The organism is Prauserella isguenensis, assembly GCF_014191605.1.
GTDB classification, from domain to species: Bacteria; Actinomycetota; Actinomycetes; order Mycobacteriales; family Pseudonocardiaceae; genus Prauserella; species Prauserella isguenensis.
Genome location: NZ_JACHWU010000002.1, coordinates 416,642 through 443,579, shown reverse-complemented (window position 1 = coordinate 443,579; position 26,938 = coordinate 416,642). Strand labels below are relative to the sequence as shown.

Genomic DNA, 26,938 nt, shown 5'->3' with positions numbered 1-26,938 from the left:
AAATCCGGTGAGATGGGCGGACGGCACGTAGGGTTTCGAGCGAGACGAAAGTGAGGGCACGCGAGTGGGCAGGCGACTACCGGAGTCGGTCCGGGACATCCCCGGCGCGGGCGGGGTGAGGGAGTCGAACGCGGCAGCGGTGCTGGCCGCGGCGCGTACCGACGGGCCGTTGTCACGCGCGGAGATCGCGCGGCTGACGGGGCTGAGCATGCCCACAGTCAGCCGGCAGGTGACCGCGCTGACCGATCTGGCGTTGCTGCGGGAAGCACCCGAGATGGCGACCGGTGGCGGTATCGGCAGGCCGACCGTGCCGGTGCGGCTCGACGACGACGTGATCGCCGCCTGCGGTGTTCACATCGGCATCGTGACCACGACCTACGGCCTGACCAACCTGTCGGGCACGCTGCTGGGCAGCGAGCGCATCCCGACCCCGCAGGGCTCGGCGACCGACGTGCTGCGGGCCGTCGGCGACGAGGTGAGCACCTTCCTGGCCGAATGGCCGCAGCGGCGCATCATCGGCGCCGGACTGGCCATCGGTGGACAGGTGGACGCCGAGCGCGGACTGCTGGACCACGGCCCGTTGGGCTGGCGGGGTGTGCCCGCGCGCGCGGTCCTCGAGCAGGTGACCGGGCTGCCGGTGCACCTGGACGGGCACGTACCCGCGATGGCGACAGCGGAACTGCTGTTCGGCGTGTCCCGTCGCGCCGCCAGCTCGCTGTACTTCTACGCGCGGGAGATGGCGGGTGTGGCGATCGCGGTCGACGGTGTGCTGCATCGCGGTCCGGGCCAGTCCGGCAGTATCGCCCACCTTCCCGTCGGCAGCGACGTCCGGTGCAAGTGCGGGCGCACGGGCTGTCTCGAGGCGACGGTCGCGGAACGGGCCGTGGTCGAACGCGCCCGCACCGCGGGCATCATCACCGGTTCGGAGCTGAGCGACCTCGTCGCCGCCTCGGACACCGATCCGCGGGCGCGGGAGATCCTCACCGAACGCGCGCGGGCGCTCGGCCGGGCGATCGCCATGACCCGGGACCTGGTCAACCCGGAACTCGTCGTCCTCGGCGGGCAGGCGATCACGGAGGCTCCCGCGTATCTCGAGACGGTGCGGGAGGAGTTCGCCTCCGCGACGACGCTGCCGGGCACCGATCTGATCACCGTGACGCGGTTCGGGCGGAACGTGCAGGCGATGGCGGCGTGCACGGGACTGCTCACCCAACTCTACGACCACCCGTTGTCGCTGCTCGGCGCCGGTGCGCCGCGGGATCGGGACGTGTGAACAGGCCGGACGGGCGCCGTAGGACCTGCCGATGATGTCGCGCTGGATCTCGCTGGTTCCGCCGTACACGGTCGACACCATGCCGACGTTCCACAGGGGAGCGGGCAGGAACCGGGAACCGGGATGGGGCGTTGCGGGTGGATCGGGGCCCGCAGGACGGCTGTCATGCTCCGGTTCGCTTCGCGACGGTCCCGCGCCATGTCGTCGAACGGGTGTTCTCGGCGAGTTCAGCGCCGGTGCGAACGCAGATTAACTCGACCTCGGCGGTCATCATGGACCGCGCGATAGGGTCGAATCCGTTGTTCGGGACGACGCGGGAGCGAGTCGGAGGTAACGCCGTTGCAGCAACCGGACGCCGGCTCGGCCGCCGTGACGGGCACGCCGCGACGCCGCGGTGATCGCCGGGCGCAGCTCGCCCGCATCGCCGCCGAGCTGTTCTGCCAGCGGGGATACCACGCGGTGGGCCTCGGTGACATCGCCACCGAGGCCGGCATCACCGGGCCCGCGATCTACCGGCACTTCAAGAACAAGCAGGCGATCCTCGCCTACGCCGCCGAGGATCTGGCGAGTGCGACCAGCGGTGCCGTGGAGACCGCGCTCCCGCAGGCCGACGGCGATCCGTGGGACCGCATCGACGCGATCGTGCGTTCACTGACGAAGCTGGTGATCGAACGCAGGGCGAGCGCGCAGCTGTACCAGTGGGAGCGGCGGCACCTCGACCCCGACGACCACGTCCGGTTCACCGCGACCCTGGAGAAACTGGTCGAGACCGTCGCCGGGCTCGTCGGCGAGGGGCGCCCGCGGCTTCCCGAAGTGGACCGCGCGACCCTCGCGACCGCGGGGCTCAGTGCGATCGCCAGCCTCTCGACCCACCGCACCACCGTGTCGGCGCGGGCGGCGGAAAGCGTGCTGCGGAGCATCGCACTCGGCGTGCTCGCCACCGGACTGCCGCCCCGGCCCACCGGGGAACTCGCCGAGCAGCGGCCCGAGCCCCCTGCGGTGAGCCGGTTCGTCTCCCGCCGGGAACGGCTCGTCGTGGCGGCTCTGCGGCCCATCCGCGAACGCGGCTTTCACGCGGTCACGATGGAGGAACTCGGCGCGGCCGCCGGCATCGGCGGCTCGAGCGTCTACCGGCACTTCTCGAGCAAGGCCGAGCTACTCGCCGCCGTCTACTACCGTGCAGCCGACCGATTGACCGTGGCCACCAGTACGGCCATCGAATCGGCGACCGAACCGGGCGAGGCACTGCGGGCGCTCGTCGACGCCTACGTCGGCTACAACTATTCGGACAGTGACCTGGCGGCGGTGTACCGGTCCGAGTACGGCAACCTGCCGCCCGACGACCGGCGGCACCTGCGGAAGGTGCAGCGCGAGCACGTCGAACAGTGGGTGCGGCTGGTGATGGCCGTCCGTGGGGACACCCGCGCCACGCACGCGCGGCTCGCCGTGCATGCGGCGCTGAACATCGCGGGGGATCTGTGCATCCGCCGCAGGCGCATCGCCGACGCCGACCAGATCAAGCACCTCGTGTTCGCCGCACTGACCGGCTGACCGCGCTCCCGGTCGCGCCGGCGATCACACACCCTCCGGGTGCACGGGCCGCGGCGTCTCGGATCGCGCGGTGGCGCTCACGCATCGACAATCGAGCGCGTCACCCGAACCACCGCCCGTGATCCGTGAAGGAGTACGAGATGGCCCGAGCCTCGGTCGCCGATCAGTTCATCGAGGTGCTGGTACAGGCCGGCGTGTCACGCATCTACGGCGTCGTCGGTGACAGCCTCAACCCGATCGTCGACGCGATCCGGCGCACCTCCGGTATCGAATGGGTGCACGTGCGCAACGAGGAGGCGGGCGCGTTCGCCGCGGCCGCGGAGGCACAGTTGACCGGCAGGCTCGCGGTGTGCGCGGGCAGTTGCGGACCCGGCAACACCCACCTCGTCCAGGGCCTCTACGACGCCCACCGCACGGGCGCACCGGTCCTCGCGTTGGCCTCGCACATCCCCGCCGGACAGATCGGCACGGGCTTCTTCCAGGAGACGCACCCGGAGCGGCTCTTCGTCGACTGCAGCGGCTACTGCGAGACGATCAGCACCCCCGAGCAGGTCCCGCGCGTGCCGCGGATCGCGATGCAGCGCGCGCTCGCCGGTGGCGGCGTGTCGGTGTTGGTGATGCCCGGCGACCTCGCCCACCGCGACGCCACCGAAGCGACCGGGACGAGCACGTTCATCACCGAACGCGCCGTGGCCGTGCCGCCGGAGACACAGGTCCGCGCGCTGGCCGACGCGCTCAACCGGGCCAGAACGGTCACGCTGTTCTGCGGTGCCGGGGTCGTCGACGCCCACGCCGAGGTCATGGAACTGGCGGGCCGCGTGCACGCGCCGGTGGGGCATTCGCTGCGGGGCAAGGAGTGGGTGCAGTACGACAACCCCTACGACGTCGGCATGAGCGGACTGCTCGGCTACGGGGCGTGCTACCGGGCCACTCAGGACGCCGACCTGCTGGTGCTGCTCGGCACCGACTTTCCCTACGACGGCTTCCTGCCGCTGGACCACACCGTGCAGGTCGATCACGACGCGAGCAGACTCGGCAGGCGTACCCCGCTCGAGGTCGGCGTGCACGGCGACGTGGGAGAGACCCTGCGGGCGGTGCTGCCACTGGTGGAACAGAAGACCGACCGCCGGTTCCTGGACGACATGCTGCGGGAGCACTGCCGGTCCCTGGAGACGGTGGTCGACGCGTACACCAAGGACGTGGGCGACCGCACACCGATCCATCCCGAGTACGTCGCCGACGTGCTGGACGACCTGGCCGCCGAGGACGCCGTGTTCACCGTCGACACCGGCATGTGCAACGTGTGGGCGGCGCGCTACATCACGCCGAACGGGCGCAGGCGCGTGATCGGGTCCTTCCTGCACGGAACGATGGCCAACGCGCTGCCGCACGCCGTCGGAGCGCAGCTGGCGTATCCGGAGCGGCAGGTCGTGTCGATGTCCGGTGACGGCGGCCTGGCGATGCTGCTCGGCGAACTGCTCACGGTGCGGCTGCACGATCTGCCGGTGAAGATCGTGCTGTTCAACAACTCGTCGCTCGGCATGGTCAAGCTCGAGATGCTCGTCGACGGGCTGCCGGACTACCAGACCGACCACGCCGGCGTGGACTACGCGGCGATCGCTCAGGGGGCGGGGATCCCGGCCACCAGGGTCACCGAACCGGGGCAGGTGCGCACCGCACTCGCCGATGCGCTCGCGCGGCCGGGCCCGGCACTCGTCGACGTGGTCACCGATCCCAACGCCATGTCGATGCCGCCGCATATCACCGCCCAGCAGATGAAGGGCTTCGCGCTGGCAGCGAGCAAGGTCGTCCTGGGAGGTGGCGTCGGCAAGATGGTGGAACTGGCCCGTTCCAACCTGCGCAACATTCCACGCCCGTGACCGGGCACCGGACGGAACCGTCCACAGCGGACGTTCGAAATGGACGTGGGTAAGGGTGATGGCCGCCGCGGACGGGGTCGCCCGTTCTGCGGTGCCGCAGGCCGTGGACATCGGGGAGCGGATAGCGGACCGAAGCTGTCCGCTATCCGCCGTAATGTCGGCGTCATCAGGAAACGAAAGGAACCAGCATGACGACGACATCCACCTCCACGAGCGCTACGCGGGAATCCACCACGCCGGGCGACGACACGACCGCGGAACGCGAACGCGCCGATCTCGCCTGGTTACTCGAACGGCAGCGTTGGTTCCTGCGGTTCACCGCCCGCGACCTCGACGACGAACAGGCCTGCCGGCGCACCACGGTCAGCGAGCTGACACTCGCCGGGCTCGTCAAGCACGTCGCGGCCACCGAACGCGCGTGGGTCGCGTTCGCAGGCGGCGACGGTCGCGCCGTCTCCGGCGACCACGCCGCGGACCGCGGCGACGAGTTCCGCATGCTGCCCGGCGAGACGCTGCAGGGACTGTTGGACGACTACGCCGAGACCGCGCGCCGCACCGCCGAGTTCCTCGCCACCGCGGACCTCGACGCGCGGTTCCCGCTACCCGAGGCGCCATGGTTCCCGCCGGGCGAGAGCTGGTCGGTGCGGCAGGTCCTCCAGCACGTGGCCGCCGAGACCGCGCAGCACGCGGGGCACGCGGACATCATCAGGGAGGCCCTCGACGGCGCCCGCACCATGGGGTGACTCCGCCGGCGCGCCCACGCCACCGACTCCGCAGCACGCCTGAGGCGTGGCCCGTGCTTCACGCGTGCTGCGGGTGCAGCAACGCCATGACCTCGTCGTCGGAGACCGGCCGGAAGTCGCGGTACCAGTTGCCGACCGCGCGCATCCAGACCCGTGGGTTGGGGCACACGGTGCGGTCGGCCGCCGAGGACAGCTCCTCGAGCACGTCGGCGGGCGCCACGGGGACGGCGAGGGTGAGCAGTCGCGCACCGCGGGCGGCCACCGAGTGCAGCGCCGCGCGGGTGGTCGCGCCGGTGGCGATGCCGTCGTCGACGACGATCACGCAGCGTCCCTCCAGCGGTACGGGCGGCCTGCCGCGGCGCAGCCGCGCGACGATCCTGTCCAGTTCGGGGAACGCCTCGGCCGCGGCCCGGTCGAGATCGTCCCGGCCGAGCCGGCGGTGCCGCAGCACGTCCGGGTTGGCGACGATCGTGCCCCCTTCGGCGATGGCCCCCAGCGCCAGCTCCGGATCGCCGGGCACGCCGAGTTTGCGGACACCGATGATGTCGAGCTCGCCGCCGAGCGCCTCGGCCACCGGCCCGGCGACGACGACCCCGCCGCGCGGCAGGCCGAGCACGAGCGGCCGCTGCCCGGCCAGGTAGTGCAGCCGGGCAGCCAGCTCACGTCCTGCGTCGCGACGGTCGATGAACTCCATGCGCGCATGCTCCGTACGCGGGACTGTTCCCGGGGAAGGTCCCCGCCGGTCCAGGGTGCGCGCAGTCGCCGTGGGTGTCCAGCGTCCGGCTGGGCGGTTCCGCCGGGGAGTGGTCGCGGGCCTCGCGTCACGAACTGGGATAGCGCTCCGCGTGCACGACGGCGTCGAGGGGAAGGCGCGAGCGCCACCCGTGCCGTTCCAGGTCCGGCGTCTGCTCCAGGTGCGTCACCGGACCCAGGCACAGCCACGCGACCGGGCGGACCCGCTCGGGGATGCTCAGCAGTTCGCGCAGCACGGGTTCGCGGTAGAAGCTGACCCAGCCGACGCCGAGTCCTTCGGCTGTCGCGGCGAGCCACAGGTTCTGGATGGCCAGGCAGACCGAGTAGAGCCCCGCGTCGGCGATCGCGTGCCTGCCCAGTACGGCGGGGGAGCCGCGGTCCGGGTCGTAGGTGACGACGACCGACAGCGTCGATTCGAGGATGCCCTCGATCTTGATCTTCGAGAACGTCGCCGCCTCCTCGCCGGAGAGTTCGCGCGCGAACGTGTCCCGCTCGGCGGCGACGTGTTCGCGGAACGCCTCGCGGGTGCCGCTGTCACGCACGAGGATGAAGTCCCAGGGCTGGCTCAGGCCGACGCTGGGCGCGGCGTGCGCGGCGCCGAGAATGCGGCGCAGCACCGCGTCGTCGATCGGTGCGCCGGTGAACTGCCCGCGCACGTCCCGTCGCCGTCCGCAGAGGGCGTAGAACAGGTCCGCGACCTCGCCGGGTGTGTCGTGGCCGGGTGTGTCGTGGCCGGAGGGGTCGTGGGTGGAGGGGTCGTGGGTGGAGGGGTCGTCGCCGGAGCCGTCGGCCTGCGGGCCGCTCCGGTGCCGCGGCGCGCTCACCACTCGCGGTTTTTGAGGCCGACGAGCACCCGGTCGGCGAGTGCCGGGTCGACGGACTGCGGTTGTTCGGCGGGCGCGGGGGCGGCCTCGGGCGGCAGATTGCGGCGCTCCCCGCGGTGCGGCAACCGCACCTGTGTGGCGGAGATGCCCGGGGGCAGCGGAACCTCGCACCAGACGAGCTTGCCACGTCCCTGCACCGGAACGGCGCCGGTGCGGCGGCCCTCGATCACGGGGGCGTCGTCGTGGGCACGGGCGAGCTGGTCGTCCTCGACCTCGATCACCAGGCAGTCGCCCTTCAGTCGGAGCCGCACGTTGACGAACCCGGGGTTCTTGTCGTCGGCGTGGTCGAGCACGTTCTGCACCAGCGCACGCGCCGCCTCGGACGTGGTGTCGCGGAGCATGGGCAGCTGCCACTCGGTCAGCGAGAACTCGACGAACATGCTCGCGCAGTTCAGTGCGCTGCGCATGGCCACGAGCCGGATGTCGTCGACCTGTGCGGTGTGGCTGCTCACTCGTGATCCTTCCACGGCGCGTGTCGGCGGGGCCGCCGGCCGCGCGGCGGCCCCAGGGTGCTGTCGATGCGGTCGTCGGTGCTCGGTTGTCGTGTCCAGGTCCGGCTCGCCGGGTGGTCCGGGTACGGCGCAGGCCTACCCGACGGTCGGGTGGGTGGCCCCCGCGAGGATCGCACGTCCGGACGCCCGTCCGGCAAGGATCCGGTCACTCTAGGTGTGATCTGTGTGGCAGTACACGGGACACGGACGGTGATTCCTGTCCCGCGAACGGGTGTACGCCACGCTTCTTTGCGGTGGTGAGAGTAAGGCATCACGGCGCGCGACAACGCAGGGACTGCTAGTGGACATCGGGGAGGGCGTCTGCTTGCATATGCCACCGTTGGTCGGGGGACATAGGCCGAATTCCGAGGCCCGTACGCGAGACTCAAGAAAGTGTGGACACCGAATGGCGAGGCGGGCGAGAGCGCGGGAAATTCTGGAGCGCTCGCGTGTGTTACTTGACCGCTCCCGGGTGGCGGCGGCTCAGCTGCTGGATCCTCCGCGGCAGGACGGGGAAGGATCCGACGGGACGGCGGTCGCCGCCCTGGCGCAACCCCTGCCGACACGGGGCGGTGAGCAGCAGGCACTGGTCGACATGTGCGCGAACCTCGCGCTCCGCGACCTGAACCTGGTCGACACCCTGCTGCAGGAACTCGAGAAGATGGAGGTCGACGAGGAGGACGAGGAACGGCTGGGGCAGCTGTACCGCCTCGACCACCTCGCGGCGCGGCTACGGCGGAACGCGGAGAACCTCCGGGTGCTCGCGGGCAAGGACGCCGGTGGACCCTCGACGGACGCGTTGTCGCTCGTGGACGTCGTGCGTGGCGCCATGTCGTCGATCGACCAGTACTCCCGCGTCACCATCGGGCGCGTCGCGTCGCTGGGCGTCGCCGGGTTCGCGGCGGAGGACATCAGCCGACTGCTGGCGGAGCTGCTGGACAACGCGGCGAACCAGTCGCCGCCCAACGCTCCGGTGCGGGTCAGTGCCCACCTGACCGACAGCGGCAGTGTGCTGCTGCGGATCGAGGACGAGGGCATCGGCCTGCCGCCGGACCGGATGGACGATCTCAACCGGCGGCTGTCGCCGTCCGAGACCGACATCGACGAGGTCATCGACGACGAGGCGGTCCGCAGCATGGGCCTGACCGTCGTGCGGCGACTGGCCGACCGGCACAAGCTCACCGTGTCGCTGGCCAACCGGCTGCCGAGCGGTACCACCGCGACCGTCCTGCTGCCGTTGGCGCTGGTGACCGAGGTGCCCGACGCGATGTGGTCGGGCAACGAGACGGTCTTCTACTCACAGGGGCCGGGCCTGGTCGAGCCTGCTCCCGAACCGTCGGAACGTTCGACGGGGGCCATCTCGGGCCAGCTGCCGCAGCGCGTGCCGCAGCAGACCGGCGCGGCGGCGACCCCGCCGCCTCCGGCCGAGGCCGCCCCGGCCGAGGCCGCTCCGGCCCCGGTGGACACGACGGCTCCGGCCGAGGAGCCCCCGTCGCCGCGGCCGCGCCCGTCGTCGAACGCGACCGGCGGTACGACCGCGAGCGGGCTGCCCCGCCGCGTGTCGCAGAGCCTGAAGGACACCAGCGCTGCGGGTGCGGGTTCCGGCGCGGGTACGGGCGGGTCGCAGGAGCCGACGTCGGCTCCGGAGGACGTGCTCGAGGATCCGGTGTCGATGGAGGACGGCCACGATCGGCTGCTGGCCGACCTGGACGCCTTCTCCGACGGTGAGCAACTCGCCGCCGAGAACGCCGAGAACGCCGAGGCGGGTCAGGACGGCGAGGACGCTCCACGGGCCAAGCACCGCAGGCTCGACGACGTCGGTGAGGAGGCCGAGTGAACCCGCAGGCCTCAGGCAAACAGAGCTTCGCGTGGTTGATCAACGACTTCGTCCGCAAGGTCCACGGGGTCACGCACGCGCTGATCATGTCCTCCGACGGGTTTCCGCTCACCGCGTCCGACGAGGTCTCGACGGAGGAATCGGAGCAGCTCGCGGCGATCGCGAGCGGGATGCTCAGCCTCGCGCGCAACAGTGCGACGCTGTTCGACAAGGGCGGGTGTGAGCAGATCATCATCCGGCTCACCCACGGCTACTTCCTGTTCATGGGCATCGGGAACGGCGCCGGCCTCGCCGTGCTGACCGGGCCCGACTGCGACATGAAGGTGGTGGCGTACGAGATGACCCAGTTCGTCCGTAACGCCGGCCACGCCCTGACCCCGGAAATCCGTGCCGACATGCGACGCGTGCTGACCGCCCGCAGGGCGCAGGCGTGACGACCCCACTGGTGAGGAAGTGACCACCGTGTCCACAGAAAATGGGGCCGGTCAGCCGAACCGGATGCGCAGCAAGCGGATCCGTCCTTACGCGCTCACCGGCGGCCGCACCAAACCGCGTTACGACCTGCTCGTCGAGACGCTGATTTCGGTGCCGCGTTATGACCCGAGCCTGGCGGACTCCCTGATGCCGGAGTCGCGTCGGCTGTACGAGCGTGCGCGCACGCGTGTGTCGATCGCCGAGCTGTCGGTGTCGCTGGGACTGCCGTTGGGCGTGATCCGCGTGCTGGTCAGCGACCTGGCAGCCCAGGGTGCGATCTACATCCACCCCACGGCGTACGCGTACGCGCACGATCGGAACGTACTCGAGAGGATCCTCGATGGACTCAAGCGGCTACCGGTCTGACGGCGCGCAGGCGGCGGCCGGCGGCGGCGACCCGGAACAGCTGGCGGTCTCGGCGAAGATCGTCGTGGCCGGCGGCTTCGGCGTCGGGAAGACCACGTTCGTCGGATCCGTGTCGGAAGTGCCGCCGATCAACAGTGAAGCCTGGATGACCGAGGCGGGCACGGGCATCGACGAGGCGCCCGACACCGCCCAGAAGTCGACCACGACCGTGGCGATGGACTTCGGCAAGATCACGCTGCACGACGACCTGCTGCTGTACCTGTTCGGCACACCCGGCCAGGCGCGGTTCTGGTTCCTGTGGGACGACCTGTCCCGTGGTGCGCTCGGCGCCGTGGTGCTCGTCGACACGCGCCGGATCGACCAGTCCTTCGCGGCCATCAACTACTTCGAGAACGACTCGGACCTGCCGTTCATCGTCGCGGTCAACCGGTTCGACGGCGAGATGTACCACGACATCGAGGACGTCAGGGACGCGCTGGCCCTCGATGAGTCGATTCCGCTGGTCACCGTCGACGCGCGGGAGCCGAAATCCACGGCCGAGACGTTGCGTGAGCTCGTGAGCTACACGCTGGCGCTGGCCGAACTGTCTGACCCCGGGAGGGCACGAACGCATGCGTAAGATTCTGGTCGTCGGAGCCGGCCAGTCCGGACTGCAGCTGGCGCTGTCGCTGCAGCAGCACGGGTACGACGTCACCGTGATGTCGGCGCGGACGCCGGACGAGATCCGCGGCGGCCGCGTGATGTCGACCCAGTGCATGTTCAACGACGCGCTGCAGACCGAACGCGACGAAGGCCTCAACCTCTGGGAGGCCGAGTGCGTGACGGTCGACGGCCTCGGCGTGTCGATCGCCGGTGAGGACTCCAGCCGCGCCCTGAACTGGATCGGCTGGCTCGACAATTACGGCCAGTCGGTCGACCAGCGCGTGAAGATGGCCGGCTGGCTGGAGCTGTTCGAACAGCGTGGCGGCAAGCTCGTCATCCACGGGGTGACGACGGCCGACCTGAACTCGCTGTCCACGATGTACGACCTGACGGTCGTCGCCGCGGGCAAGGGTGAGCTGGTGCAGTTGTTCGACCGCGACAACGAGCGGTCGGTGTGGACGAAGCCGCAGCGTGCGCTGTCGGTCGTCTACGCGCACGGAGTCGAGCCGCGGCCGGAGCACCCGAACAACCGGGCGGTGCGGTTCAACCTGATCCCGGGTGTGGGCGAGCTGTTCATGATCCCGGGACTCACGTTGAGCGGGAACTGCGAGATCCTGTTCTTCGAGGGCATCCCGGGTGGGCCGCTGGACTGCTTCACCGACCGTCCGTCGCCGCAGGAGCACCTCGACCGCACGCTGGCGCTGATGAAGAAGTACCTGCCGTGGGAGTACGACCGTGCCCGGAACGCCGAGCTGACCGACGACCGCGCCACGCTGGCCGGCGGCTACACCCCGGTCATCCGCAAGCCGGTCGGCACGCTGCCGTCGGGCGGCAAGGTGCTGGGCATGGCCGACGTCGTCGTCGCCAACGACCCGATCACCGGCCAGGGGTCGAACAACGCGGCCAAGTGCGCGGACTCGTACCTGCACTCGATCATCGAGCGCGGCGACCAGCCGTTCGACGACGCGTGGATGACCGAGACGTTCGAGAAGTACTGGGGTTACGCCCAGCACGTGACGAACTGGACGAACGCGCTGCTCACCCCGCCGCCCCCGCATGTCATGGACATCCTGGGCGCGGCGCAGGAGAACCCGGTCGTGGCGAAGCGGTTCGCCAACGGCTTCTCCGACCCGTCGGACTACCAGCACTGGTTCATGGACCCGCAGAAGGCGGCGGACTACCTGGCCAGCGTCTCCTGACGGGAGTCCTCTCGGGGTGAGGGGCATCCCGGCTCCGGCGGTGAGCCGGCGGGGCACCTCTCGGCAGCTGTCACGGCGGGCCGGCACATCGACGATGTGCCGGCCCGCCGTCGCCCGTCCGCCACCACTTTCCGGTGGGCGGACGGGCGATGTGTTGAATAGCCCGCCGCCGTGGCGGGAACATGACATGCGTACCGACCGCGTGTCGTGGTCCGAGGGCGGCGGTTCGAGGACGGTGGTCCGAGGACGCACACCCCTAGCGGCCGATGAGGGGAGAACGGTGACGGCGAGAGGCGTGGGATCGGACGGACGGCTCACGCGCGCATGGCGGCGGGTCCGTCCGGGCAAGAATCCGTTGGCCCGCAGCGGCGACCGCTGGGACGGCCGTCTGCTCGTGATGCTCGTGGTGCTCGTGATCGCGGCCGTGCCCGCTGCGGTCGGCTGGGGCGGCGACGTGTACGGGAGCAGACTGGACGACGTCGCCCGTGATGCGGCGACGAAACACCAGGTTACGGCCGTACTGACCGCGAAGGCGCCGGTCTCGGCGACGGCGGGTTACGCGCGAGGCGTGCGGGCCCCGGCGCGGTGGACGGCGCCGGAAGGCGGTGAGCGCACCGGCTCGGTGCCCGCCTACCGCGGCGCCACCCGTGGCACGGAGGTCACCATCTGGGTCGACCGCGGCGGGGCCGTTGCATCGCCTCCCGTGACGCGGACGGGCGCCGTCGTCGACGGTGCGAGTGCGGGCCTCGCCCTGTGGCTGCTGGTCGCCGCCGCGGGCGGGCTCGGGTACGGCGCCTTCCGCGCCCTGCTCGCACGATCGCGGCAGGCGTGGTGGGACCGCGAATGGCAGCGCGCGGCCCAGGACTGGGCACGGCAGTGATGTCATGACCCCGGCGCCCGCTCCCACCCGTTCCGCGATGCCCGGCCCCACGCGGGCGTCTGCGACGTACGGTGCGGTGCTGCCGGGGCGTGCCATGACGGGGCGCGCCGTGGCGCCTCCTCCGGGGTAACGGCGATGGTGGTGTCGCGTTCCGCGTTCCGGTTGATCGCCGCGGTGGTCGTGTTCCTCATCGCCGCCCTGGCGGTGACACTGCTGGTGCTGCCGGGAGGCGGCGACGGGGAGGACGAGGCGCCCTCGGATCCTGGTGCCGCGCCGAGTGATTCCCCACGCAGACCGGTCGTGGTTGTGAAGGTCGACAACGTCGAGCAGGCGCGTCCGCAGGCCGGGCTGTCGGCGGCGGACGTGGTGTACGTCGAACCGGTCGAAGGTGGACTGACGCGGCTCGCCGCGGTGTATGCGAGCAGGTTGCCCGAGGCGGTCGGGCCGGTGCGCAGCGCGCGGGAGACGGACATCGCGCTCGTCCGGCAGTTCGGCACACCGGTGCTGGCCTACTCGGGTGGTGCGCCGGAGATCGAGCCGTTGTTGAAGCGCGCGCCGATCACCCTCGTCACGGACAAGACGCGGCCCGAGGCCTATTTCCGCGGGGATGACCGGCCGATCCCGCACAACCTGTACGTGCGCCCGCAGCGGCTACCGGGGCAACAGCGGGAGCGCGAGCCGGAGCCGGTGACCCGACCGGGTGCGGCGCCGGAGGGTGGCACACCGGTCGACGCCCGCGCGGTGGACTTCCGCGACGCGCGCTACCGGTTCACGTGGTCGGGCGCCGACGGCCGCTGGCGGATCTCGCTCGACGGGTCGCCGCTGACGACCCGCGAGGCGGGCCGGGTCACCGCGGGCACGGTCGTCGTACAGCGAGTGGCCGTTCGCGAGGGCCGGCAGGTGCGCGATTCCGGCGGACAGCTCTCGCCCGTCGCGGGGACGGTCGGGCGCGGTGAGGCGACGATCCTGCGCGACGGGAAGGCGTTCGACGGCACGTGGTCACGTCCGTCGCCGGAGGAACCGACGACGTACCGCACTCGCGGCGGACAGCGTGTGCCGGTCGCCGAAGGCCCGGTGTGGGTGCTGCTCACTCCACGCTGACCCGCTCTCGCGGCAGCCGCGAGAGCGGGTCAGCACGGGGTCACGCTTCCTCGGGGCGGGCGACCAGCACGGGACAGCCGGCGTTGTGGATCAGGGCGTGACTGGTCGAGCCGAGGAGCAGTCCACGGAATCCACCGCGGCCACGGCTTCCCACGACGACCAGCTGCGCCCGGTTGCTCCATTCGAGCAATTCGTGCCGCGGCTTGTCCTTGACCAGGACGCGTTCCACGGGCACGTCGGGGTAGCGTTCCCGCCAGCCCGCGAGGCGCTCGGCGAGCCGCCGTTCCTCGGTGTCGCGCAGCGGTTCCCAGTCGACGTATGTGTCGCGGAACGCGGAGGTGTCCGAATCGCTCCACGTGTGCACCGCGACGAGCGCGACGCCCCGGAACGAGGCCTCGTCGAACGCGCACCCGAGGGCGCGTTCGCTCAGCGGACTGCCGTCGACGCCGACCACGACCGGCCTGCGGTCGGGTTCGCCGCTCTCGGCGACGTCGCCGCGGACGGACACGACGGGACTGTGGGCGTGGCCCACCAGCGCGATGGTCGTGGAGCCGACGATGAGTCCGGTGATGCTGCGGTGCGCCGACGTGCCGAGGACGAGCAGGCGTGCGGCGTCGGAGGCGTGGACGAGCGCCGGGATGGGCTGTTCCGGATCGAGCACGGTCGCCACGTCGAGCCGGGGCAGTCCGGCGGCCGCGACGGTGTCGATCGCCGACTGCCGCGCCGCGTGCAGGAAGTCCCACCGCTGGCGGCGCAGCTCGGCCTTGAACGACTCGGGCGGCAGCATCGACTCGCCCGTGTAGCGCTCCGGGTAGCCGGAGGCGTGCAGGATCTGCAGGGGCGCGCGCCGGATCGCGGCCGCCCGCGCCGCCCACTGCACGCCGCGCAGTGCGGTCTCGGAACCGTCGGTTCCGACGACGACGGGTCCCTGGCCTCGGCCGGCTTCGGTCATCGGCGCCTCCCGTTCGTGATCACGTCCGTCCTACGGGGACGGTACGCGACGACCGGTGGCGACGGCGTGGCGAAACTCCGCACGGGGCTTCCCGATACGCCCGTGCGCCGGGGACATCGCGGGGCGGCTCGGCGGCGCGGATCACCGCGGCAGCGGCGGCCGAGCGGCCGGCGAGTCTCAGCGCGGCAGCCGCCGCCAGAGGACGCGCGGCAGCAGGCGCATGCCGAAGAACACCGGCCGCAGGACGCGCGGCACCCACGCGGTGTGCCTGCCCGCGCGCAGCGCGGCGACGGTGGCGTCGGCGACCTGGTCCGGGGTGCTGGAGAAGGGGGCCGGCGACATGCCCTCCGTCATGCGGCCGACGACGAACCCGGGCCGCACCAGCAGCAGGTGCACGCCACTGCCCGCGAGGGCGTCACCCAGGCCGCTCGCGAAGCCGTCGAGGCCGGCCTTCGCCGACCCGTAGACGTAGTTGGCTCGTCGCACGCGCACGCCCGCGACCGAGGAGAACACGACGAGGCTGCCACCGCCCTGGGCCCGCAGCAGGTTCGCCAGATGGGTCAGCGCGCTGACGTGCGCGGTGTAGTCGGTGTGGACGATCTGCAACGCGTGGCCGGCGTCGCGTTCGGCCCGAGCCTGGTCGCCGAGGATCCCGAACGAGGTGACGACGACGCCGACCGGGCCATGGGCGGTCATGATCTCGCCGAGGACATCGGCGTGCCGCGCCGTGTCGTCGGCGTCGAACTCGACGCGGGCCACGGACGTGGCGCCTGCGTCGCGGAGGACCTGTTCCTGCTCGTCGAGATCGTGGCTGCGGCGGGCGGCGAGGACGACTTCGGTGGCGCCCGCGCGGACCAGACGCAGGGCGACGGCGACGCCGATCTCGCTGCGCCCGCCGAGGACGACGACGGTTCCGTTCATGGCCGTCGAGTCTGCCCGGTGGTACCCGCGTCAGACCCCGCGGGGCACCGCGCACTGGACCTGCGCCAGCCCGGTCTCGTCCCGCTCGGTCGCCCGCTCCTGCGCCACGACGTCGCCGTCGACGGTGATGCGGCACCGCACGGCCGGGTGGCCGGCCTGCTTGCTCGCCGCGGCCACCCGGATACCGAGGTGCCCGTCGCTGCCCGCCGGTTCGGTGAAGGAGTGGTCGAAGGGTTCGCCGCCCAGCGCCACCTGGGTGCCCTGGTCGCCGCGGAGAACGCGCATGAGCGTGTCGTCCGGACCGGACACGTGGATGCGCACGGTGTGCGGGCCCGCCGTGTCCGGGGCGGGGTCGGGGGAGTGGTGCGGATCGGAGGGCGACGGCGTGCGCGACGACGGTGTGTGCGGGGCCGCCCGCGTGGCGTCGGGCGCCGTGGGTTCGAGCGCTGTGGGTTCGAGCGCCGCGCTGGCCGCCCCGGTGAACAGAATGGCGATGCCGAGTACCACGCCGGCGGCGGCACGTCCGAGATGCATGGGCCCTCCTCGCCGGCGGATTCAGGTCCGGGAATTGTCGCACCCGTGACAGGCCGGCCACGCACCGCGTCCGCCGATACCGCCCGAACGGCCGCCGCGCGGTGGCCGTTCGGAGCCCGGAGGACGGGTACCCGGGACTGCGGCGACCTATCCGGCAGCGACGGCCGGTACCCTGCGCGCCATGTCCGATCGGCTCTACTTCCGCCAGTTGCTCGCGGGCCGGGACTTCGCCGTGGGCGATCCCGTCGCGACGCAGATGCGTAACTTCGCCTACCTCATCGGCGACGCCGAGACGCGGGAGGCCGTGGTCGTCGACCCGGCGTACGCGGCGGGCGACCTGCTCGACACGCTCGCCGCCGACGACATGCGGCTGACCGGCGTGCTCGTCACGCACCACCACCCGGACCACGTGGGCGGCGATTTCATGGGGTTCTCGCTGCCGGGATTGGCCGAGTTGCTGGAACGCGAGCAGGTGCCGGTGCACGTCAGTGACGCCGAGGCCGAATGGGTGCGCCGCACGACGGGCGTGTCCGGCGATCTCGTCGCGCACGAGCACGACGACCGGCTCGAGGTGGGCGCCGTCGGCATCCGGTTGCTGCACACGCCGGGGCACACGCCCGGCAGCCAGTGTTTCCTCGTCGGCGACAAGCTCGTCGCGGGTGACACGCTGTTCCTCGAAGGTTGTGGGCGCACCGACTTTCCCGGAGGGGACGTCGACGCGATGTACCACAGCCTGCAGGCACTCGCGCGCCTCTCCGGCGACCCTGTGGTGCATCCCGGACATCTGTACTCGGCCGAGCCGTCGGCGCCGCTGTCCGAGGTCACCGAGAACAACTTCGTCTACCGCGCCTCGTCGTCGGAGCAGTTCCGGGCGATGTTCGGCGGCTGAGCCCGGACCGTCGGTACGCGGCGTCCGGTCGGGCTCAGCGCATGCCCAGCCTGCGAGTGAGCGTGATCTCGAGGACGACGCGTTTCGGGTTGACGCGGGGCGTGCGGTACCGCTCGGCGTAGCGGTGCTCGGCCTCGGCCACCGCATCGGCGTCGTCACGGACGACGGCGCGTCCTTCGAGTGTCGACCACCGGCGGCCGTCGACCTGGCTGACCGCCACGGGCGCACCCTCGGGTCCGGCGCGGCGGATGTTGCGCGCCTTGACGCTGTCGCCGGAGCAGATCACCCGGGCGACGGCGAACTCCTCGTCGACGGTCACACCCACCGGGACCACGTGTGGTGTGCCGTCGGCGCGCGGCGTCGTCAACGTCGCGATGTGACGCTCGCGCCAGAACTCGGTCAGTGCCCCGGTGGGGGAGTCGGGTGCGGTGTCGGAGGCCATACGCACACCCTAAGTGGGGCGGGGCTTCGGTCGGTGAGGCGGCGTCGGTCGGTGCGGTTGCGGGTACCTCGGCACTCGTGCTCAGGGCAGTAGGCGGGAGAGGGCCAGCGCAGCCGTGCGGACGGCGGGGGCGACACGGTCGAGTCGCATCCGGTTGGTCCAGCCGGACAGCGACAGCGCGCCGACGGCGGTCCCGTCCGAGCCCAGCAGCGGCGCGCCGGCGCAGACCACTCCGACCCCGGATTCCTCGCGGTCGTAAGCGATTCCGTCGCGCGCGATCGTCGCCAGCTGTGTGCGGAAGATCCCGGGCGCGGTCACGGTCCGCGGGCTGATCCGCGGCAGTCCCGCGGTCACCACACCGTCCACAACGGACTGCGAGGAGAACGCCAGGATGGCCTTGCCGACCGACGTGGCGTGCGCGGGAAACCGGCCGCCCACGCGGGAGGGCAGCGTCGGCGCGTCGGGTCCGCGGAGGATGTCGAGGTAGACGACCTCGGTCCCCTCCAGCACGGCCAGGTGCGCGGTGTTGCGGGTCGCTTCGCGGAGATCGGCGAGGTACGGCCGGGCCGCGTCGACGAGGCCCCGCTGGGCCGCGGCCAGCTGGCCGATCTCGAACAGTTTCAGTGCGAGCCGCAGCCTGCCCCTGCCCGCCGGCTCGAGCAGTCCCTGGTCGGTCAGGTGCGCGGCGAGCCGGTGCGTGGTCGACTTCGGTACGCCCGTGCGCCGGGCCAGTTCGGACACGCCCAGCGCCTCGTCGCCGGGCCGGAACGCCGAGAGCAACGCCGCCACCCGGGCGGCCGTGGACGCGACGCCGTCGCTGCCGGCGGTCGCGGGCGGGGCGCCGGACGGTGTCATGCCTTCCGGAGCGGGCGACGCGCCGGCACCGCCCGAGTCCGAAGGTGACGCGTTGTTCCGATGAGCGGGACACATACGTTGATCCTGGCGTATGCGGTGCCGCAGCGTCATCCCCATGACCACACCTCGAGCGGTGGCCGCGATCGTCGGCCCCGGCAACATCGGCACCGACCTGCTCGCGAAACTGCAGCGCAGCGACCTGGTCGACGTGCGGTACATGGTGGGCGTCGATCCGGCCTCGGAGGGCCTCGCCCGCGCGGAGGCGCTCGGCGTGGAGGCCTCGGCGGGCGGTGTCGACTGGCTGCTGGAGAGGGACGAGATGCCGGACCTGGTGTTCGACGCGACGTCGGCGAAGGCGCACCTGGCCGCCGCTCCGCGCTACGCCGAGGCCGGCATCCGGGCGATCGACCTGACGCCGGCAGCGACCGGCCCGTTCACATGCCCCGTCGTGCACCCGCCGGAACGCCTCGAGGTGCCCAACGTGAACATGATCACCTGCGGCGGGCAGGCGACCATCCCCATCGTGCACGCCGTCAGCAGCGTCACCGACGTGCCGTACGCGGAGATCGTGGCGTCCGTGTCGTCGCGGTCGGCCGGCCCCGGTACGCGTGCCAACATCGACGAGTTCACCGAGACGACGGCGCGCGGAATCGAAGTCGTCGGCGGGGCAAGGCGCGGCAAGGCGGTCATCATCATCAACCCGATGGAACCTCCGATGATCATGCGGGACACGGTGTTCTGCGCGATCGACCCGGACGCCGACCGTGCGGCCGTCGCACAGTCCATTCACGACACGGTTCGGCGCGTGCAGGAGTACGTGCCCGGCTACACGCTGAAGGCCGAGCCGCAGTTCGACGACCCGCGGCCCGACTGGAACGGCCGCGCCCGGGTGGGCGTGTTCCTCGAAGTGGCGGGTGGCGGCGACTACCTGCCGGCCTACGCCGGCAACCTGGACATCATGACGGCCGCGGCGGCGCGCGTCGGCGAGCTCATGGCGGAGCGGCTCCTCGACCCGAACAGCGGCCCCGAGAAGAAGGCGGTGCACGCATGACGGCCCCGGTCCGGATCGTCGACACGACCCTGCGCGACGGCAGCCACGCCATGGCGCACCGGTTCACCGAACAACACGTGCGCGACACCGTGCGGGCGCTCGACGAGGCCGGGGTGTCGCTCGTCGAGGTCACCCACGGCGACGGCCTCGGCGGGTCGACGTTCAACTACGGCTTCTCCCTCGTCGACGAACGCACGCTGATCGCCGCGGCCGTCGAGGAGGCGCTGCAGGCACGCATCGCGGTGCTGCTCCTGCCCGGGCTCGGCACGGTGACCGACCTGCGCGCCGCGGCGGATCTCGGCGCGGGCGCGGTGCGCATCGCGACCCACTGCACCGAGGCCGACGTGTCGGTGCAGCACTTCACCGCAGCCCGGGAACTCGGACTCGAGACCGTCGGGTTCCTCATGCTCTCGCACATGGCCGAACCGGAGATGCTGGCGAAGCAGGCCCGGATCATGGCCGACGCCGGTTGCCAGTGCGTGTACGTCGTCGACTCCGCGGGTGCGCTGATCCTCGAGGACGCCTCGGACCGGGTCGCCGCTCTGGTGGCCGAACTCGGCGACGACGCGCAGGTCGGCTACCACGGGCACCAGAACCTCAGCTTCGGTGTGGCCAACTCGGTGCTGGCCCACCGGGCGGGTGCCCGCCAGATCGACGGCTCGCTCGTCGCACTGGGCGCCGGCGCGGGCAACTCGCCGACCGAGGTGCTGGCCGCGACGTTCGAACGACTCGGCGTCGAGACGGGCGTCGACAAGGATGCGCTGATGGACGCGGCGGACAACGTCGTCAAGCCGTTCATCACGCGGCTTCCGGTGATGGATCGCTCCTCGATCGTGCAGGGCTTCGCCGGGGTGTACTCGAGCTTCCTGCTCCACGCCGAGCGCGCGGCCGAGCGCTACGGCGTGCCCGCGCACGAGATCCTCTACCGTGTCGGCGAGCGCCGCTACGTCGGCGGCCAGGAGGACATGATCATCGACATCGCGCTCGAACTGGTCGAGGAGAAGAAGAACGTCGCGGGCGCGTGAGCGGTGGACTCGGCCGTGGAGCGCTCGACTGTGCAGGACTCAGCTGTGCAACGCTCAGCTGTGCAATGCGTCGATGCCGAGGACCAGTTTGACGCAGTGGCCGACGAGCCGCTCGCGGCCGACGTCGAGCGTGCCGTCGAGGTAGGCGGTGAACAGGTTCGCGAGCCCGCCGACCAGCGCGGTGGCGGTCATCGCGCGGTCCTCCTCGTCGACGTTGGCGGAGAGCTCGTCGCGGACCAATCCGGCGAACATCGGGATACGCTGCACGCCACTGCGGCTCAGCGCCGGGTGGGTGAGCGGTGCGAGCAGCAGCACCCGGCCCTTGCGGGGGTCGTCGATGATCAGCTCGACGAAGGTGGTGACGGCTGCCCGTGCCCGGGCGGGCCGGTCGTCGGCGGGTGCGGCTGCCACTGCGTCGACGAGCACGCGGTGGGCCTCGGAGACCAGCTCGTCGTAGACCGCGACGATGAGCTCGTCGCGGTCGGCGAAGTTCTCGTAGAAGTAGCGTTCGGTGAGCCTGCTGTGACGGCAGACGGCGCGCACGCTGAGGGCGGTGCCGTCCTCGGCGCCGAGCAAGGTCAGCCCGGAGTCCAGCAGTCGGCGTCGCCGGCCGGCCTTGCGGTCGGCCAGGGTGGTGCCCGCCCAGGTGCGGCTTTCGGCAGTCATGTCAGCTTCCCTCGATTGACCACGAACGTTGTCAACCGTACCGTGACCGGTGAAGCTGACAACGGTCGTAGTCACCTTGGAGTCGACGATGACGCAGAGCGGGTCGCGCGACGGCGTGCCGTCCCCGCAAGAACCGTCCGCACAGGACTCCGCGGGGGTACAGCCGGCGGCGCCGGCGTGCGAAGCGGACGCGGCCGCCTCGCACGCCGCCGGTGGACACGGTCCCGAGCCGCTCGGACCGGACTCGCTGACCTGGCGGATCTTCGGCGACTGGCGGGGACTGCTCATCGCGCTGTGGGCGGGCAGCATGCAGAACATGCACCCCGAACTCGGTGCCGGGGTCGAGCAGCACTCCCGATTCTTCGACGAACGCTGGGAACGGCTGTTCCGCTCGCTGTACCCGATCGGCGGGGTGATCTACGACGGGCCGCGTGCCCACGCCACGGCTCTCGAGGTGCGCGGTTACCACGACACGATCAAGGGCACCGACCGGTTCGGCCGCCGCTACCACGCCCTGAACCCCGGCACGTTCTACTGGGCGCACGCGACGTTCTTCGTCAGCACGATCATCATCGCCGAGAACTTCATGGGCGGGCTCACCGAACCGCAGCGCCGGCAACTGTTCGACGAGCACAAGCGCTGGTACCGGATGTACGGCATGTCGATGCGCCCGGTGCCGGACACGTGGGAGGACTTCCAGGAGTACTGGGACCACATGTGCCGCCAGGTGCTCGAGGACAACAAGGCCACCCGCGACGTCCTCGACATCTCCCGGATCGGCAGGCCACCACTGCTGACGTGGCTGCCGCGTCCCGTGTGGACACTCGTCCGGCCGCTCGTGCATCGCAGCTTCGTGTGGCTGACGGTCGGCATGTACGACGAACCGGTACGCGCACGTCTCGGCTACTCGTGGTCGCCGCGCGACGAGCGACTGCACCGGCTGGTGGGACAAGCGATCGGGGTCGCGTTCCGGTTCGTCCCGTGGCAGCGTCGATACCATCCGCGGGCCCGGGCGGGCTGGCGGCGCGCGCTCGGCATGGACCCGGCAGGCACCCCCACCGCCGAGACCCCGCCGCGGAACCTGCCGCCCGTGGCCGAGCGGTCGCGGCCCATCCACTACGTGCCCGCCGAACACCGGCCCGCGAGCTGACGACGACCCGGCCCGGAAGGGCAACAGCGCCACCGGAGACAGGACCACCGGAGACAGGACCACCGGAGACAGGACCACCGGAGACAGGCGGCATCCGACGACAGTGCGGCTGAAGGAGAATGCGACGTGAAGCTGGGTTACCACCTCGGATACTGGTCGTCGGGCCCACCGGAGGGTGCGCTCGAGGCGGTCACGACGGCCGAACAACTCGGGTTCGACTCGGTCTGGACCGCCGAGGGTTACGGCTCCGACGCCCTGACCCCGCTCGCCTGGTGGGGATCGGCGACCTCCCGCGTCACGCTCGGTACCAACATCATCCAGATGTCGGCCCGTACGCCGACGGCCACGGCGATGGCGGCGATGACGCTCGACCATCTATCGGGCGGCCGGTTCGTCCTCGGACTCGGCGCGTCCGGGCCCCAGGTCGTCGAAGGCTGGTACGGCCGGCCGTACCCGAGGCCGCTCGCCAGGACCCGCGAGTACGTCGACATCGTGCGTCAGGTGGTGGCGCGCGAGGCGCCGGTCGTGCACGACGGCAGGCAGTACCAACTGCCGCTGCAGGGCGGCACCGGCCTGGGTAAACCGCTCAAGTCCACCGTGCACCCGCTGCGGCCCCACATCCCCATCCACCTGGCCGCCGAGGGGCCGAAGAACGTGGCGTTGTCGGCGGAGATCTGCGACGGCTGGCTGCCGCTGTTCTTCTCCCCGAGGAGCGACGCGTTCTACCGAGCGGCCCTCGACGAGGGGTTCGCCGCGCGCGGGCGGCGGCCGGAGGGCTTCGAGGTCGCCGCGTCGGTGCCGGTGATCGTGCACGACGATGTCGAGCGGGCCGCGTCGATGATCAAGCCGTCGCTGGCGCTCTACATCGGCGGCATGGGTGCGAAGGACGTGAACTTCCACCACGACGTGTTCGCGCGCATGGGCTACGCCGACGTGGCCGACACGGTGCAGGACCTGTACCTGGCGGGCCGCAAGGAGGAGGCCACGGCGGCGATCCCGACGTCGCTGGTCGAGGACACCTCGCTCATCGGGCCGCCCGCGAAGATCCGGGACGAACTGCAGGCGTGGGAGGAGACGGTCGTGACCACGCTGCTCGTGCGCGGTGACGCCGCGATGCTGCGCCGGGTGGCCGACGTGCTCGGGTGACGCGGTGTGGCCTCGGTGTGGGCCGGGGTCGCATCCGGGTGACGGTGCGGGGGTGGCACGATTCCTCCACGCGCACCGTCCGAGGAGGAGCATGTCGGCGCTGGGGACCAGGACTCGTCTCGGGTACTCGCTCGGGTCGTTCGCGACGGGCGCGTTCGGAACGGTGCCGGGGCTGCTGCTCCTGCCGTACCTGACCGACACGATGGCCGTGCCCGCCGCCGTGGCGGGTGCGATCGTGCTGCTGCCGAAGGCGTGGGACGTGCTGTTCAACCCGGTCGCCGGGCGGATCTCGGACAGCGCGCTGCGCAGACACGGCAGCCGCAGGCCGTTCCTGGTGGTCGGCGGCCTGGTGCTGGCCGCGTGTTTCGCCGCGCTGTTCGCGGGGCCCGGACTCGGTTCGACGGCCGCGGACGCCGCCTACGTCGTCGTCGTGTTCTTCGTGTGCGCCACAGCGTTCGCCTTCTTCCAGGTGCCGTTCAACGCGCTGCCCGCGGAACTGACCGAGGACTACCACGAGCGGACGCGGCTGACGACCTGGCGGATCGCTGTGCTGGCACTCGCCATCCTGGTGTCGGGCGCGGTCGCACCGGCCATCGCGAGCGGGCTCGGCGGCGCCGCGGGCTATCGCGTCATGGGCGTGTTCGTCGGCGTGCTCATCGCGCTCGGCGCGGTCGCCGTCTACGCCGGTACACGCGGGGCGCCCGTCGGCAGGCTGCGTGAGCCCACGCCGGGGTGGCGCGAACTGCTCGCCACCATGCGGTCCTGGCGCGCGTTCCGGTGGCTGCTGGCGGTCTACTTCCTGCAGGCACTCGGCGTCGCCACGCTGCTGGCCGGTGTCAACTACGTCGCGCGGTACGTCCTCGGTGATCCCGATCTGCAGTCGGCGCTCTTCGCGGGGTTCGTCGGCCCGGCGTTGCTCGTCATGCCGGTGTGGGACCGCATCGGCCGCAGCGGCGGCAAACTCACGGGCTTCCGCGTCTCGTCGGCACTGCTGGCGGCCGCGCTCGGCGCCCTGGCGTTCTCGCCGGCGATGGCGACGCCGTTGGTGTTCGTGTTCGTCGCGCTCGCGGGTGTGGGATACGCGGGGATCCAGGTGTTCCCGCTGGCGATCCTGCCGGACCTGATCTCCGCAGAGGAGGAACGCACCGGTGCCACCCGCGCCGGGATCACCGCGGGCGTCTGGACGGCGGCCGAGACGCTCGGGCTCGCCGTCGGCCCCGGCCTGTTCGGACTCGTGCTCTCGATCGGCGGGTACGTCTCGAGCGGGCAGTCGGTGGCGACCCAGCCCGAGAGCGCGATCACGGCCATCACCGTCGGCTTCTCCGCACTGCCCGCGGTGTTCGTCGCGCTGGCGTTGCCGTTGCTGCGGCGCAGCGTGCTGGGGGACCGCCGTCCCGGCGGTGACGCCGATGCCGCGGCCACGGCAGGAGGGGGCGGTGCATGATTCCCGGCGTGGGCCCCGGCGGCGACGAGGTTCTCGCGGAGCTGACCCGGCTGCGGGCCGGTGACGCACCGACGCACGGCGGCCGCACGCTGGCCTACGTCTACGACAGCGGTCTCGGCGATCTCGACGCGCTGGCGGCGCGGGCGCACGCCGCGGCCGCCTCGGCCAACGGCTTGGACCCGACGGCGTTTCCCAGTCTGCTGCGCATGGAGAACGACCTCGTCGGTGCCGCGATCGACCTGCTGGGCGGAGGGCAGGCCGCGGTCGGCACGGTCACGTCGGGCGGCACGGAGTCGTGTCTGCTGGCCGTGCTGGCGGCGCGCGAGGGTCGGCCGGACGTCGCCGACCCGTCGATGGTCGTCCCGTCGACGGTGCACGCCGCGTTCCGCAAGGCGGGCCACCTGTTCGGTGTCCGTGTGGTGAGCGTGCCGGTGGACCCCGTGACCTTCCGGGCGGACGCGGACGCGACGGCCGCGGCGATCGACGACACGACGGTGCTCGTCGTCGCGAGCGCGCCGTCGTACGCCCACGGGGTCGTCGATCCGATTCCCGAGATCGCCGCGGTGACCCGCGAACGGGGTGTCCGCCTGCACGTCGACGCGTGCATCGGCGGCTGGGTGTTGCCGTACCTGCACCGGGACGTGGCAGGCACCCGTGCGCCCGCGTTCGACCTGTCCGTCCCCGGAGTCACGAGCCTGTCGGTGGACCTGCACAAGTACGCCTACTGCACGAAAGGCGTGTCCGTGCTGCTCCACGCCGACGCGCAGCTGCGCCGCGGCCACTACTTCGCCAGCGCCGACTGGCCCGGGTACACGATGCTCAACCCCACGCTGCAGTCGACCAGGTCGGGTGGCCCGCTCGCGGCGGCGTGGGCGGTCGTCCGGCACGTCGGCGACGAGGGCTACGCCGCCCTCGCCCGCACGGCGCGCGCGGCGACCGAGGCGATCCGGGCCGGGATCACGGCGATCGACGGACTGCGTGTGCTCGGCGAACCCGACTCGACGCTGCTCGCGGTCGCGCTCGACGGGGAACCGGGGTTCGACGTGTTCACGGTGGCCGACGAGCTGGCCGCCCGCGGCTGGTACGTGCAACCCCAGTTCCCGTACGAGTCATCGCCCGCGAACCTGCACCTGACGGTGACCGCCGCCAACCGCGGCCACGAGGACGCGTTGCTGACGGCGATGCGCGAGGCCGTGATGTCGGCCGTGGCCGCGGGGCCGGTGACGATCGACGACGACCTGCGGGCACTGATCGGAGCCCTCGACCCCGAGGCGCTCACGCCGGAGCAGTTCGCGGGTCTGCTCGCCGCGGCGGGTCTCGGCGCGGGCCGCGATGAGGACGGTGACGGACAGAGCGGGGATCCCGGCCGACCGATGCGGTTGCCGGACCGGATGGCCGGGATCAACGCCATGCTGGCGGCCGCGTCGCCGCGGCTGCGCGAGCGGCTGCTCGCCGAGTTCCTCGGGACGCTCTACCGGCCCCGCACGGCCGATGCGTCGCCGTAGCGACGGCGGAACTTCTCGACCTGGCCCGCGGTGTCCATGATCCGTTGCGTGCCCGTCCAGAAGGGGTGCGACGCGGAACTGATGTCCACGGTCACCAGCGGGTAAGTGTTGCCGTCCTCCCATTCGGTGGTGCGTTCCGAGGTGGCCGTCGACCGGGTCAGGAACCGGTCACCGGTGTTGGCGTCCTGGAAGACCACCGGGTGGTAGTCGGGATGGATGTCGGGCTTCATCGTTCCTCCTGTCGAATGGCCGGCCCAGGGGGCGTTCGTTGCGGAGCGGCCATG

The 26,938-nt window shown here is 71.6% G+C and carries 28 protein-coding genes; 18 read left to right on the top strand and 10 right to left on the bottom strand.

Features of this window, described 5'->3' with window-relative positions:
• The first annotated feature begins 64 nt into the window (after positions 1–64).
• The 4 genes from FHS23_RS10550 (at position 65) to FHS23_RS10535 (ending at position 5,447) form a co-directional block, all read left to right on the top strand.
• Positions 65–1,273: an ROK family protein gene (locus FHS23_RS10550; RefSeq protein ID WP_183652414.1), complete on the top strand. Its 1,209-nt coding sequence runs from the start codon at positions 65–67 to the stop codon at positions 1,271–1,273.
• 339 nt (positions 1,274–1,612) lie between these two features.
• Positions 1,613–2,824, top strand: coding sequence for a TetR/AcrR family transcriptional regulator (locus FHS23_RS10545; protein ID WP_221219317.1), 1,212 nt, complete (start codon positions 1,613–1,615; stop codon positions 2,822–2,824).
• A gap of 140 nt (positions 2,825–2,964) precedes the next feature.
• Positions 2,965–4,704 carry a pyruvate dehydrogenase gene (locus tag FHS23_RS10540; protein ID WP_183652413.1) on the top strand — a complete coding sequence of 580 codons (1,740 nt, stop codon included), beginning with the start codon at positions 2,965–2,967 and terminating at the stop codon, positions 4,702–4,704.
• 188 nt (positions 4,705–4,892) lie between these two features.
• Positions 4,893–5,447 (top strand): DinB family protein, encoded by a 555-nt coding sequence (locus tag FHS23_RS10535; RefSeq protein ID WP_183652412.1) that lies wholly within the window; start codon positions 4,893–4,895, stop codon positions 5,445–5,447.
• A 58-nt stretch (positions 5,448–5,505) separates the two neighbouring features.
• Here FHS23_RS10535 and FHS23_RS10530 read toward each other — a convergent pair whose 3' ends face one another.
• From FHS23_RS10530 to FHS23_RS10520, 3 genes are all read right to left on the bottom strand, one after another.
• Positions 5,506–6,141, bottom strand: coding sequence for a phosphoribosyltransferase (locus tag FHS23_RS10530; protein ID WP_183652411.1), 636 nt, complete (start codon positions 6,139–6,141; stop codon positions 5,506–5,508).
• A gap of 127 nt (positions 6,142–6,268) precedes the next feature.
• Complete coding sequence (gene bluB / locus FHS23_RS10525; protein WP_183653790.1) at positions 6,269–6,889, bottom strand: 5,6-dimethylbenzimidazole synthase; 621 nt, start codon at positions 6,887–6,889, stop codon at positions 6,269–6,271.
• A gap of 131 nt (positions 6,890–7,020) precedes the next feature.
• Positions 7,021–7,536: an ATP-binding protein gene (locus FHS23_RS10520; protein ID WP_183652408.1), complete on the bottom strand. Its 516-nt coding sequence runs from the start codon at positions 7,534–7,536 to the stop codon at positions 7,021–7,023.
• 490 nt (positions 7,537–8,026) lie between these two features.
• Between FHS23_RS10520 and FHS23_RS10515 the strand changes: the two genes are divergently transcribed.
• The 7 genes from FHS23_RS10515 to FHS23_RS10485 all read left to right on the top strand — a co-directional run bounded on the left by FHS23_RS10515 (position 8,027) and on the right by FHS23_RS10485 (position 14,074).
• Complete coding sequence (locus FHS23_RS10515; RefSeq protein WP_343053809.1) at positions 8,027–9,412, top strand: sensor histidine kinase; 1,386 nt, start codon at positions 8,027–8,029, stop codon at positions 9,410–9,412.
• Positions 9,409–9,846 (top strand): roadblock/LC7 domain-containing protein, encoded by a 438-nt coding sequence (locus FHS23_RS10510; RefSeq protein WP_183652404.1) that lies wholly within the window; start codon positions 9,409–9,411, stop codon positions 9,844–9,846. The genes FHS23_RS10515 and FHS23_RS10510 overlap by 4 nt, the downstream gene beginning before the upstream one ends.
• Positions 9,847–9,910: 64 nt before the next feature.
• Positions 9,911–10,252, top strand: coding sequence for a DUF742 domain-containing protein (locus FHS23_RS10505; protein ID WP_183653775.1), 342 nt, complete (start codon positions 9,911–9,913; stop codon positions 10,250–10,252).
• On the top strand, positions 10,227–10,871 hold the full coding sequence (locus FHS23_RS10500) for a GTP-binding protein (protein ID WP_183652402.1): 645 nt from the start codon (positions 10,227–10,229) through the stop codon (positions 10,869–10,871). Before FHS23_RS10505 ends, FHS23_RS10500 begins: the two co-directional genes overlap by 26 nt.
• The gene (locus FHS23_RS10495; protein WP_183652401.1) at positions 10,864–12,093 is read left to right on the top strand and encodes a styrene monooxygenase/indole monooxygenase family protein; all 1,230 of its coding nucleotides are present in this window, start codon (positions 10,864–10,866) and stop codon (positions 12,091–12,093) included. The genes FHS23_RS10500 and FHS23_RS10495 overlap by 8 nt, the downstream gene beginning before the upstream one ends.
• A 280-nt stretch (positions 12,094–12,373) precedes the next feature.
• Entirely contained in the window at positions 12,374–12,973 is a 600-nt protein-coding gene (locus tag FHS23_RS10490) for an Rv1733c family protein (protein ID WP_183652398.1), read from the top strand.
• A 135-nt stretch (positions 12,974–13,108) separates the two neighbouring features.
• Positions 13,109–14,074 (top strand): DUF3048 domain-containing protein, encoded by a 966-nt coding sequence (locus FHS23_RS10485; RefSeq protein ID WP_183652396.1) that lies wholly within the window; start codon positions 13,109–13,111, stop codon positions 14,072–14,074.
• Positions 14,075–14,114: 40 nt separating this feature from the next.
• Here the strand turns inward: FHS23_RS10485 and FHS23_RS10480 are convergent, their stop codons facing one another.
• The 3 genes from FHS23_RS10480 to FHS23_RS10470 all read right to left on the bottom strand — a co-directional run bounded on the left by FHS23_RS10480 (position 14,115) and on the right by FHS23_RS10470 (position 16,481).
• On the bottom strand, positions 14,115–15,026 hold the full coding sequence (locus tag FHS23_RS10480) for a universal stress protein (RefSeq protein ID WP_183652394.1): 912 nt from the start codon (positions 15,024–15,026) through the stop codon (positions 14,115–14,117).
• A gap of 177 nt (positions 15,027–15,203) precedes the next feature.
• Complete coding sequence (gene dprE2 / locus FHS23_RS10475) at positions 15,204–15,947, bottom strand: decaprenylphospho-beta-D-erythro-pentofuranosid-2-ulose 2-reductase (protein ID WP_183652390.1); 744 nt, start codon at positions 15,945–15,947, stop codon at positions 15,204–15,206.
• A gap of 30 nt (positions 15,948–15,977) precedes the next feature.
• Complete coding sequence (locus FHS23_RS10470; protein WP_183652387.1) at positions 15,978–16,481, bottom strand: hypothetical protein; 504 nt, start codon at positions 16,479–16,481, stop codon at positions 15,978–15,980.
• Positions 16,482–16,662: 181 nt separating this feature from the next.
• On the opposite strand from FHS23_RS10470, the gene FHS23_RS10465 reads away from it, so the two are divergent.
• Complete coding sequence (locus FHS23_RS10465; RefSeq protein WP_183652384.1) at positions 16,663–17,370, top strand: MBL fold metallo-hydrolase; 708 nt, start codon at positions 16,663–16,665, stop codon at positions 17,368–17,370.
• A gap of 34 nt (positions 17,371–17,404) precedes the next feature.
• On the opposite strand, the gene FHS23_RS10460 is transcribed toward FHS23_RS10465, so the two are convergent.
• Positions 17,405–17,812, bottom strand: a complete 408-nt coding sequence (locus tag FHS23_RS10460; protein ID WP_183652381.1) for a TIGR03618 family F420-dependent PPOX class oxidoreductase — start codon at positions 17,810–17,812, stop codon at positions 17,405–17,407.
• 81 nt (positions 17,813–17,893) lie between these two features.
• The gene (locus FHS23_RS10455; RefSeq protein WP_183652378.1) at positions 17,894–18,667 is read right to left on the bottom strand and encodes an IclR family transcriptional regulator; all 774 of its coding nucleotides are present in this window, start codon (positions 18,665–18,667) and stop codon (positions 17,894–17,896) included.
• A gap of 115 nt (positions 18,668–18,782) precedes the next feature.
• Here FHS23_RS10455 and FHS23_RS10450 point away from each other — a divergent pair, with 115 nt between their 5' ends.
• Positions 18,783–19,718 carry an acetaldehyde dehydrogenase (acetylating) gene (locus FHS23_RS10450; RefSeq protein WP_183652375.1) on the top strand — a complete coding sequence of 312 codons (936 nt, stop codon included), beginning with the start codon at positions 18,783–18,785 and terminating at the stop codon, positions 19,716–19,718.
• Positions 19,715–20,743 (top strand): 4-hydroxy-2-oxovalerate aldolase, encoded by a 1,029-nt coding sequence (dmpG, locus tag FHS23_RS10445; protein ID WP_183652372.1) that lies wholly within the window; start codon positions 19,715–19,717, stop codon positions 20,741–20,743. The genes FHS23_RS10450 and dmpG overlap by 4 nt, the downstream gene beginning before the upstream one ends.
• 54 nt (positions 20,744–20,797) lie before the next feature.
• Here the strand turns inward: dmpG and FHS23_RS10440 are convergent, their stop codons facing one another.
• Positions 20,798–21,409: a TetR/AcrR family transcriptional regulator gene (locus FHS23_RS10440; protein ID WP_183652369.1), complete on the bottom strand. Its 612-nt coding sequence runs from the start codon at positions 21,407–21,409 to the stop codon at positions 20,798–20,800.
• A gap of 88 nt (positions 21,410–21,497) precedes the next feature.
• Between FHS23_RS10440 and FHS23_RS10435 the strand changes: the two genes are divergently transcribed.
• The 4 genes from FHS23_RS10435 (at position 21,498) to FHS23_RS10420 (ending at position 26,654) form a co-directional block, all read left to right on the top strand.
• Positions 21,498–22,559 (top strand): oxygenase MpaB family protein, encoded by a 1,062-nt coding sequence (locus FHS23_RS10435; protein WP_183652367.1) that lies wholly within the window; start codon positions 21,498–21,500, stop codon positions 22,557–22,559.
• A 126-nt stretch (positions 22,560–22,685) separates the two neighbouring features.
• Positions 22,686–23,705 (top strand): LLM class F420-dependent oxidoreductase, encoded by a 1,020-nt coding sequence (locus tag FHS23_RS10430; RefSeq protein ID WP_183652364.1) that lies wholly within the window; start codon positions 22,686–22,688, stop codon positions 23,703–23,705.
• 91 nt (positions 23,706–23,796) lie between these two features.
• On the top strand, positions 23,797–25,149 hold the full coding sequence (locus FHS23_RS10425) for an MFS transporter (protein ID WP_183652361.1): 1,353 nt from the start codon (positions 23,797–23,799) through the stop codon (positions 25,147–25,149).
• Positions 25,146–26,654 (top strand): pyridoxal phosphate-dependent decarboxylase family protein, encoded by a 1,509-nt coding sequence (locus FHS23_RS10420; RefSeq protein ID WP_183652358.1) that lies wholly within the window; start codon positions 25,146–25,148, stop codon positions 26,652–26,654. The genes FHS23_RS10425 and FHS23_RS10420 overlap by 4 nt, the downstream gene beginning before the upstream one ends.
• On the opposite strand, the gene FHS23_RS10415 is transcribed toward FHS23_RS10420, so the two are convergent.
• Positions 26,621–26,884: a type B 50S ribosomal protein L31 gene (locus FHS23_RS10415; RefSeq protein WP_183652355.1), complete on the bottom strand. Its 264-nt coding sequence runs from the start codon at positions 26,882–26,884 to the stop codon at positions 26,621–26,623. The two genes, FHS23_RS10420 and FHS23_RS10415, sit on opposite strands and share 34 nt — an antisense overlap.
• Positions 26,885–26,938: the final 54 nt, after the last annotated feature.

What these genes read in the sequence shown, in the direction of transcription:
- FHS23_RS10540 (WP_183652413.1), top strand. Translation starts at nt 2,965, where the DNA reads ATGGCCCGAGCCTCGGTCGCCGATCAGTTCATCGAGGTGCTGGTACAG.
- FHS23_RS10535 (WP_183652412.1), top strand. Translation starts at nt 4,893, where the DNA reads ATGACGACGACATCCACCTCCACGAGCGCTACGCGGGAATCCACCACG.
- FHS23_RS10530 (WP_183652411.1), bottom strand. Translation starts at nt 6,141, where the DNA reads ATGGAGTTCATCGACCGTCGCGACGCAGGACGTGAGCTGGCTGCCCGG.
- FHS23_RS10505 (WP_183653775.1), top strand. Translation starts at nt 9,911, where the DNA reads ATGCGCAGCAAGCGGATCCGTCCTTACGCGCTCACCGGCGGCCGCACC.
- FHS23_RS10500 (WP_183652402.1), top strand. Translation starts at nt 10,227, where the DNA reads ATGGACTCAAGCGGCTACCGGTCTGACGGCGCGCAGGCGGCGGCCGGC.
- FHS23_RS10495 (WP_183652401.1), top strand. Translation starts at nt 10,864, where the DNA reads ATGCGTAAGATTCTGGTCGTCGGAGCCGGCCAGTCCGGACTGCAGCTG.
- FHS23_RS10485 (WP_183652396.1), top strand. Translation starts at nt 13,109, where the DNA reads ATGGTGGTGTCGCGTTCCGCGTTCCGGTTGATCGCCGCGGTGGTCGTG.
- FHS23_RS10480 (WP_183652394.1), bottom strand. Translation starts at nt 15,026, where the DNA reads ATGACCGAAGCCGGCCGAGGCCAGGGACCCGTCGTCGTCGGAACCGAC.
- dprE2 (WP_183652390.1), bottom strand. Translation starts at nt 15,947, where the DNA reads ATGAACGGAACCGTCGTCGTCCTCGGCGGGCGCAGCGAGATCGGCGTC.
- FHS23_RS10470 (WP_183652387.1), bottom strand. Translation starts at nt 16,481, where the DNA reads ATGCATCTCGGACGTGCCGCCGCCGGCGTGGTACTCGGCATCGCCATT.
- FHS23_RS10465 (WP_183652384.1), top strand. Translation starts at nt 16,663, where the DNA reads ATGTCCGATCGGCTCTACTTCCGCCAGTTGCTCGCGGGCCGGGACTTC.
- FHS23_RS10460 (WP_183652381.1), bottom strand. Translation starts at nt 17,812, where the DNA reads ATGGCCTCCGACACCGCACCCGACTCCCCCACCGGGGCACTGACCGAG.
- FHS23_RS10455 (WP_183652378.1), bottom strand. Translation starts at nt 18,667, where the DNA reads ATGACACCGTCCGGCGCCCCGCCCGCGACCGCCGGCAGCGACGGCGTC.
- FHS23_RS10450 (WP_183652375.1), top strand. Translation starts at nt 18,783, where the DNA reads ATGACCACACCTCGAGCGGTGGCCGCGATCGTCGGCCCCGGCAACATC.
- dmpG (WP_183652372.1), top strand. Translation starts at nt 19,715, where the DNA reads ATGACGGCCCCGGTCCGGATCGTCGACACGACCCTGCGCGACGGCAGC.
- FHS23_RS10440 (WP_183652369.1), bottom strand. Translation starts at nt 21,409, where the DNA reads ATGACTGCCGAAAGCCGCACCTGGGCGGGCACCACCCTGGCCGACCGC.
- FHS23_RS10435 (WP_183652367.1), top strand. Translation starts at nt 21,498, where the DNA reads ATGACGCAGAGCGGGTCGCGCGACGGCGTGCCGTCCCCGCAAGAACCG.
- FHS23_RS10425 (WP_183652361.1), top strand. Translation starts at nt 23,797, where the DNA reads ATGTCGGCGCTGGGGACCAGGACTCGTCTCGGGTACTCGCTCGGGTCG.
- FHS23_RS10420 (WP_183652358.1), top strand. Translation starts at nt 25,146, where the DNA reads ATGATTCCCGGCGTGGGCCCCGGCGGCGACGAGGTTCTCGCGGAGCTG.
- FHS23_RS10415 (WP_183652355.1), bottom strand. Translation starts at nt 26,884, where the DNA reads ATGAAGCCCGACATCCATCCCGACTACCACCCGGTGGTCTTCCAGGAC.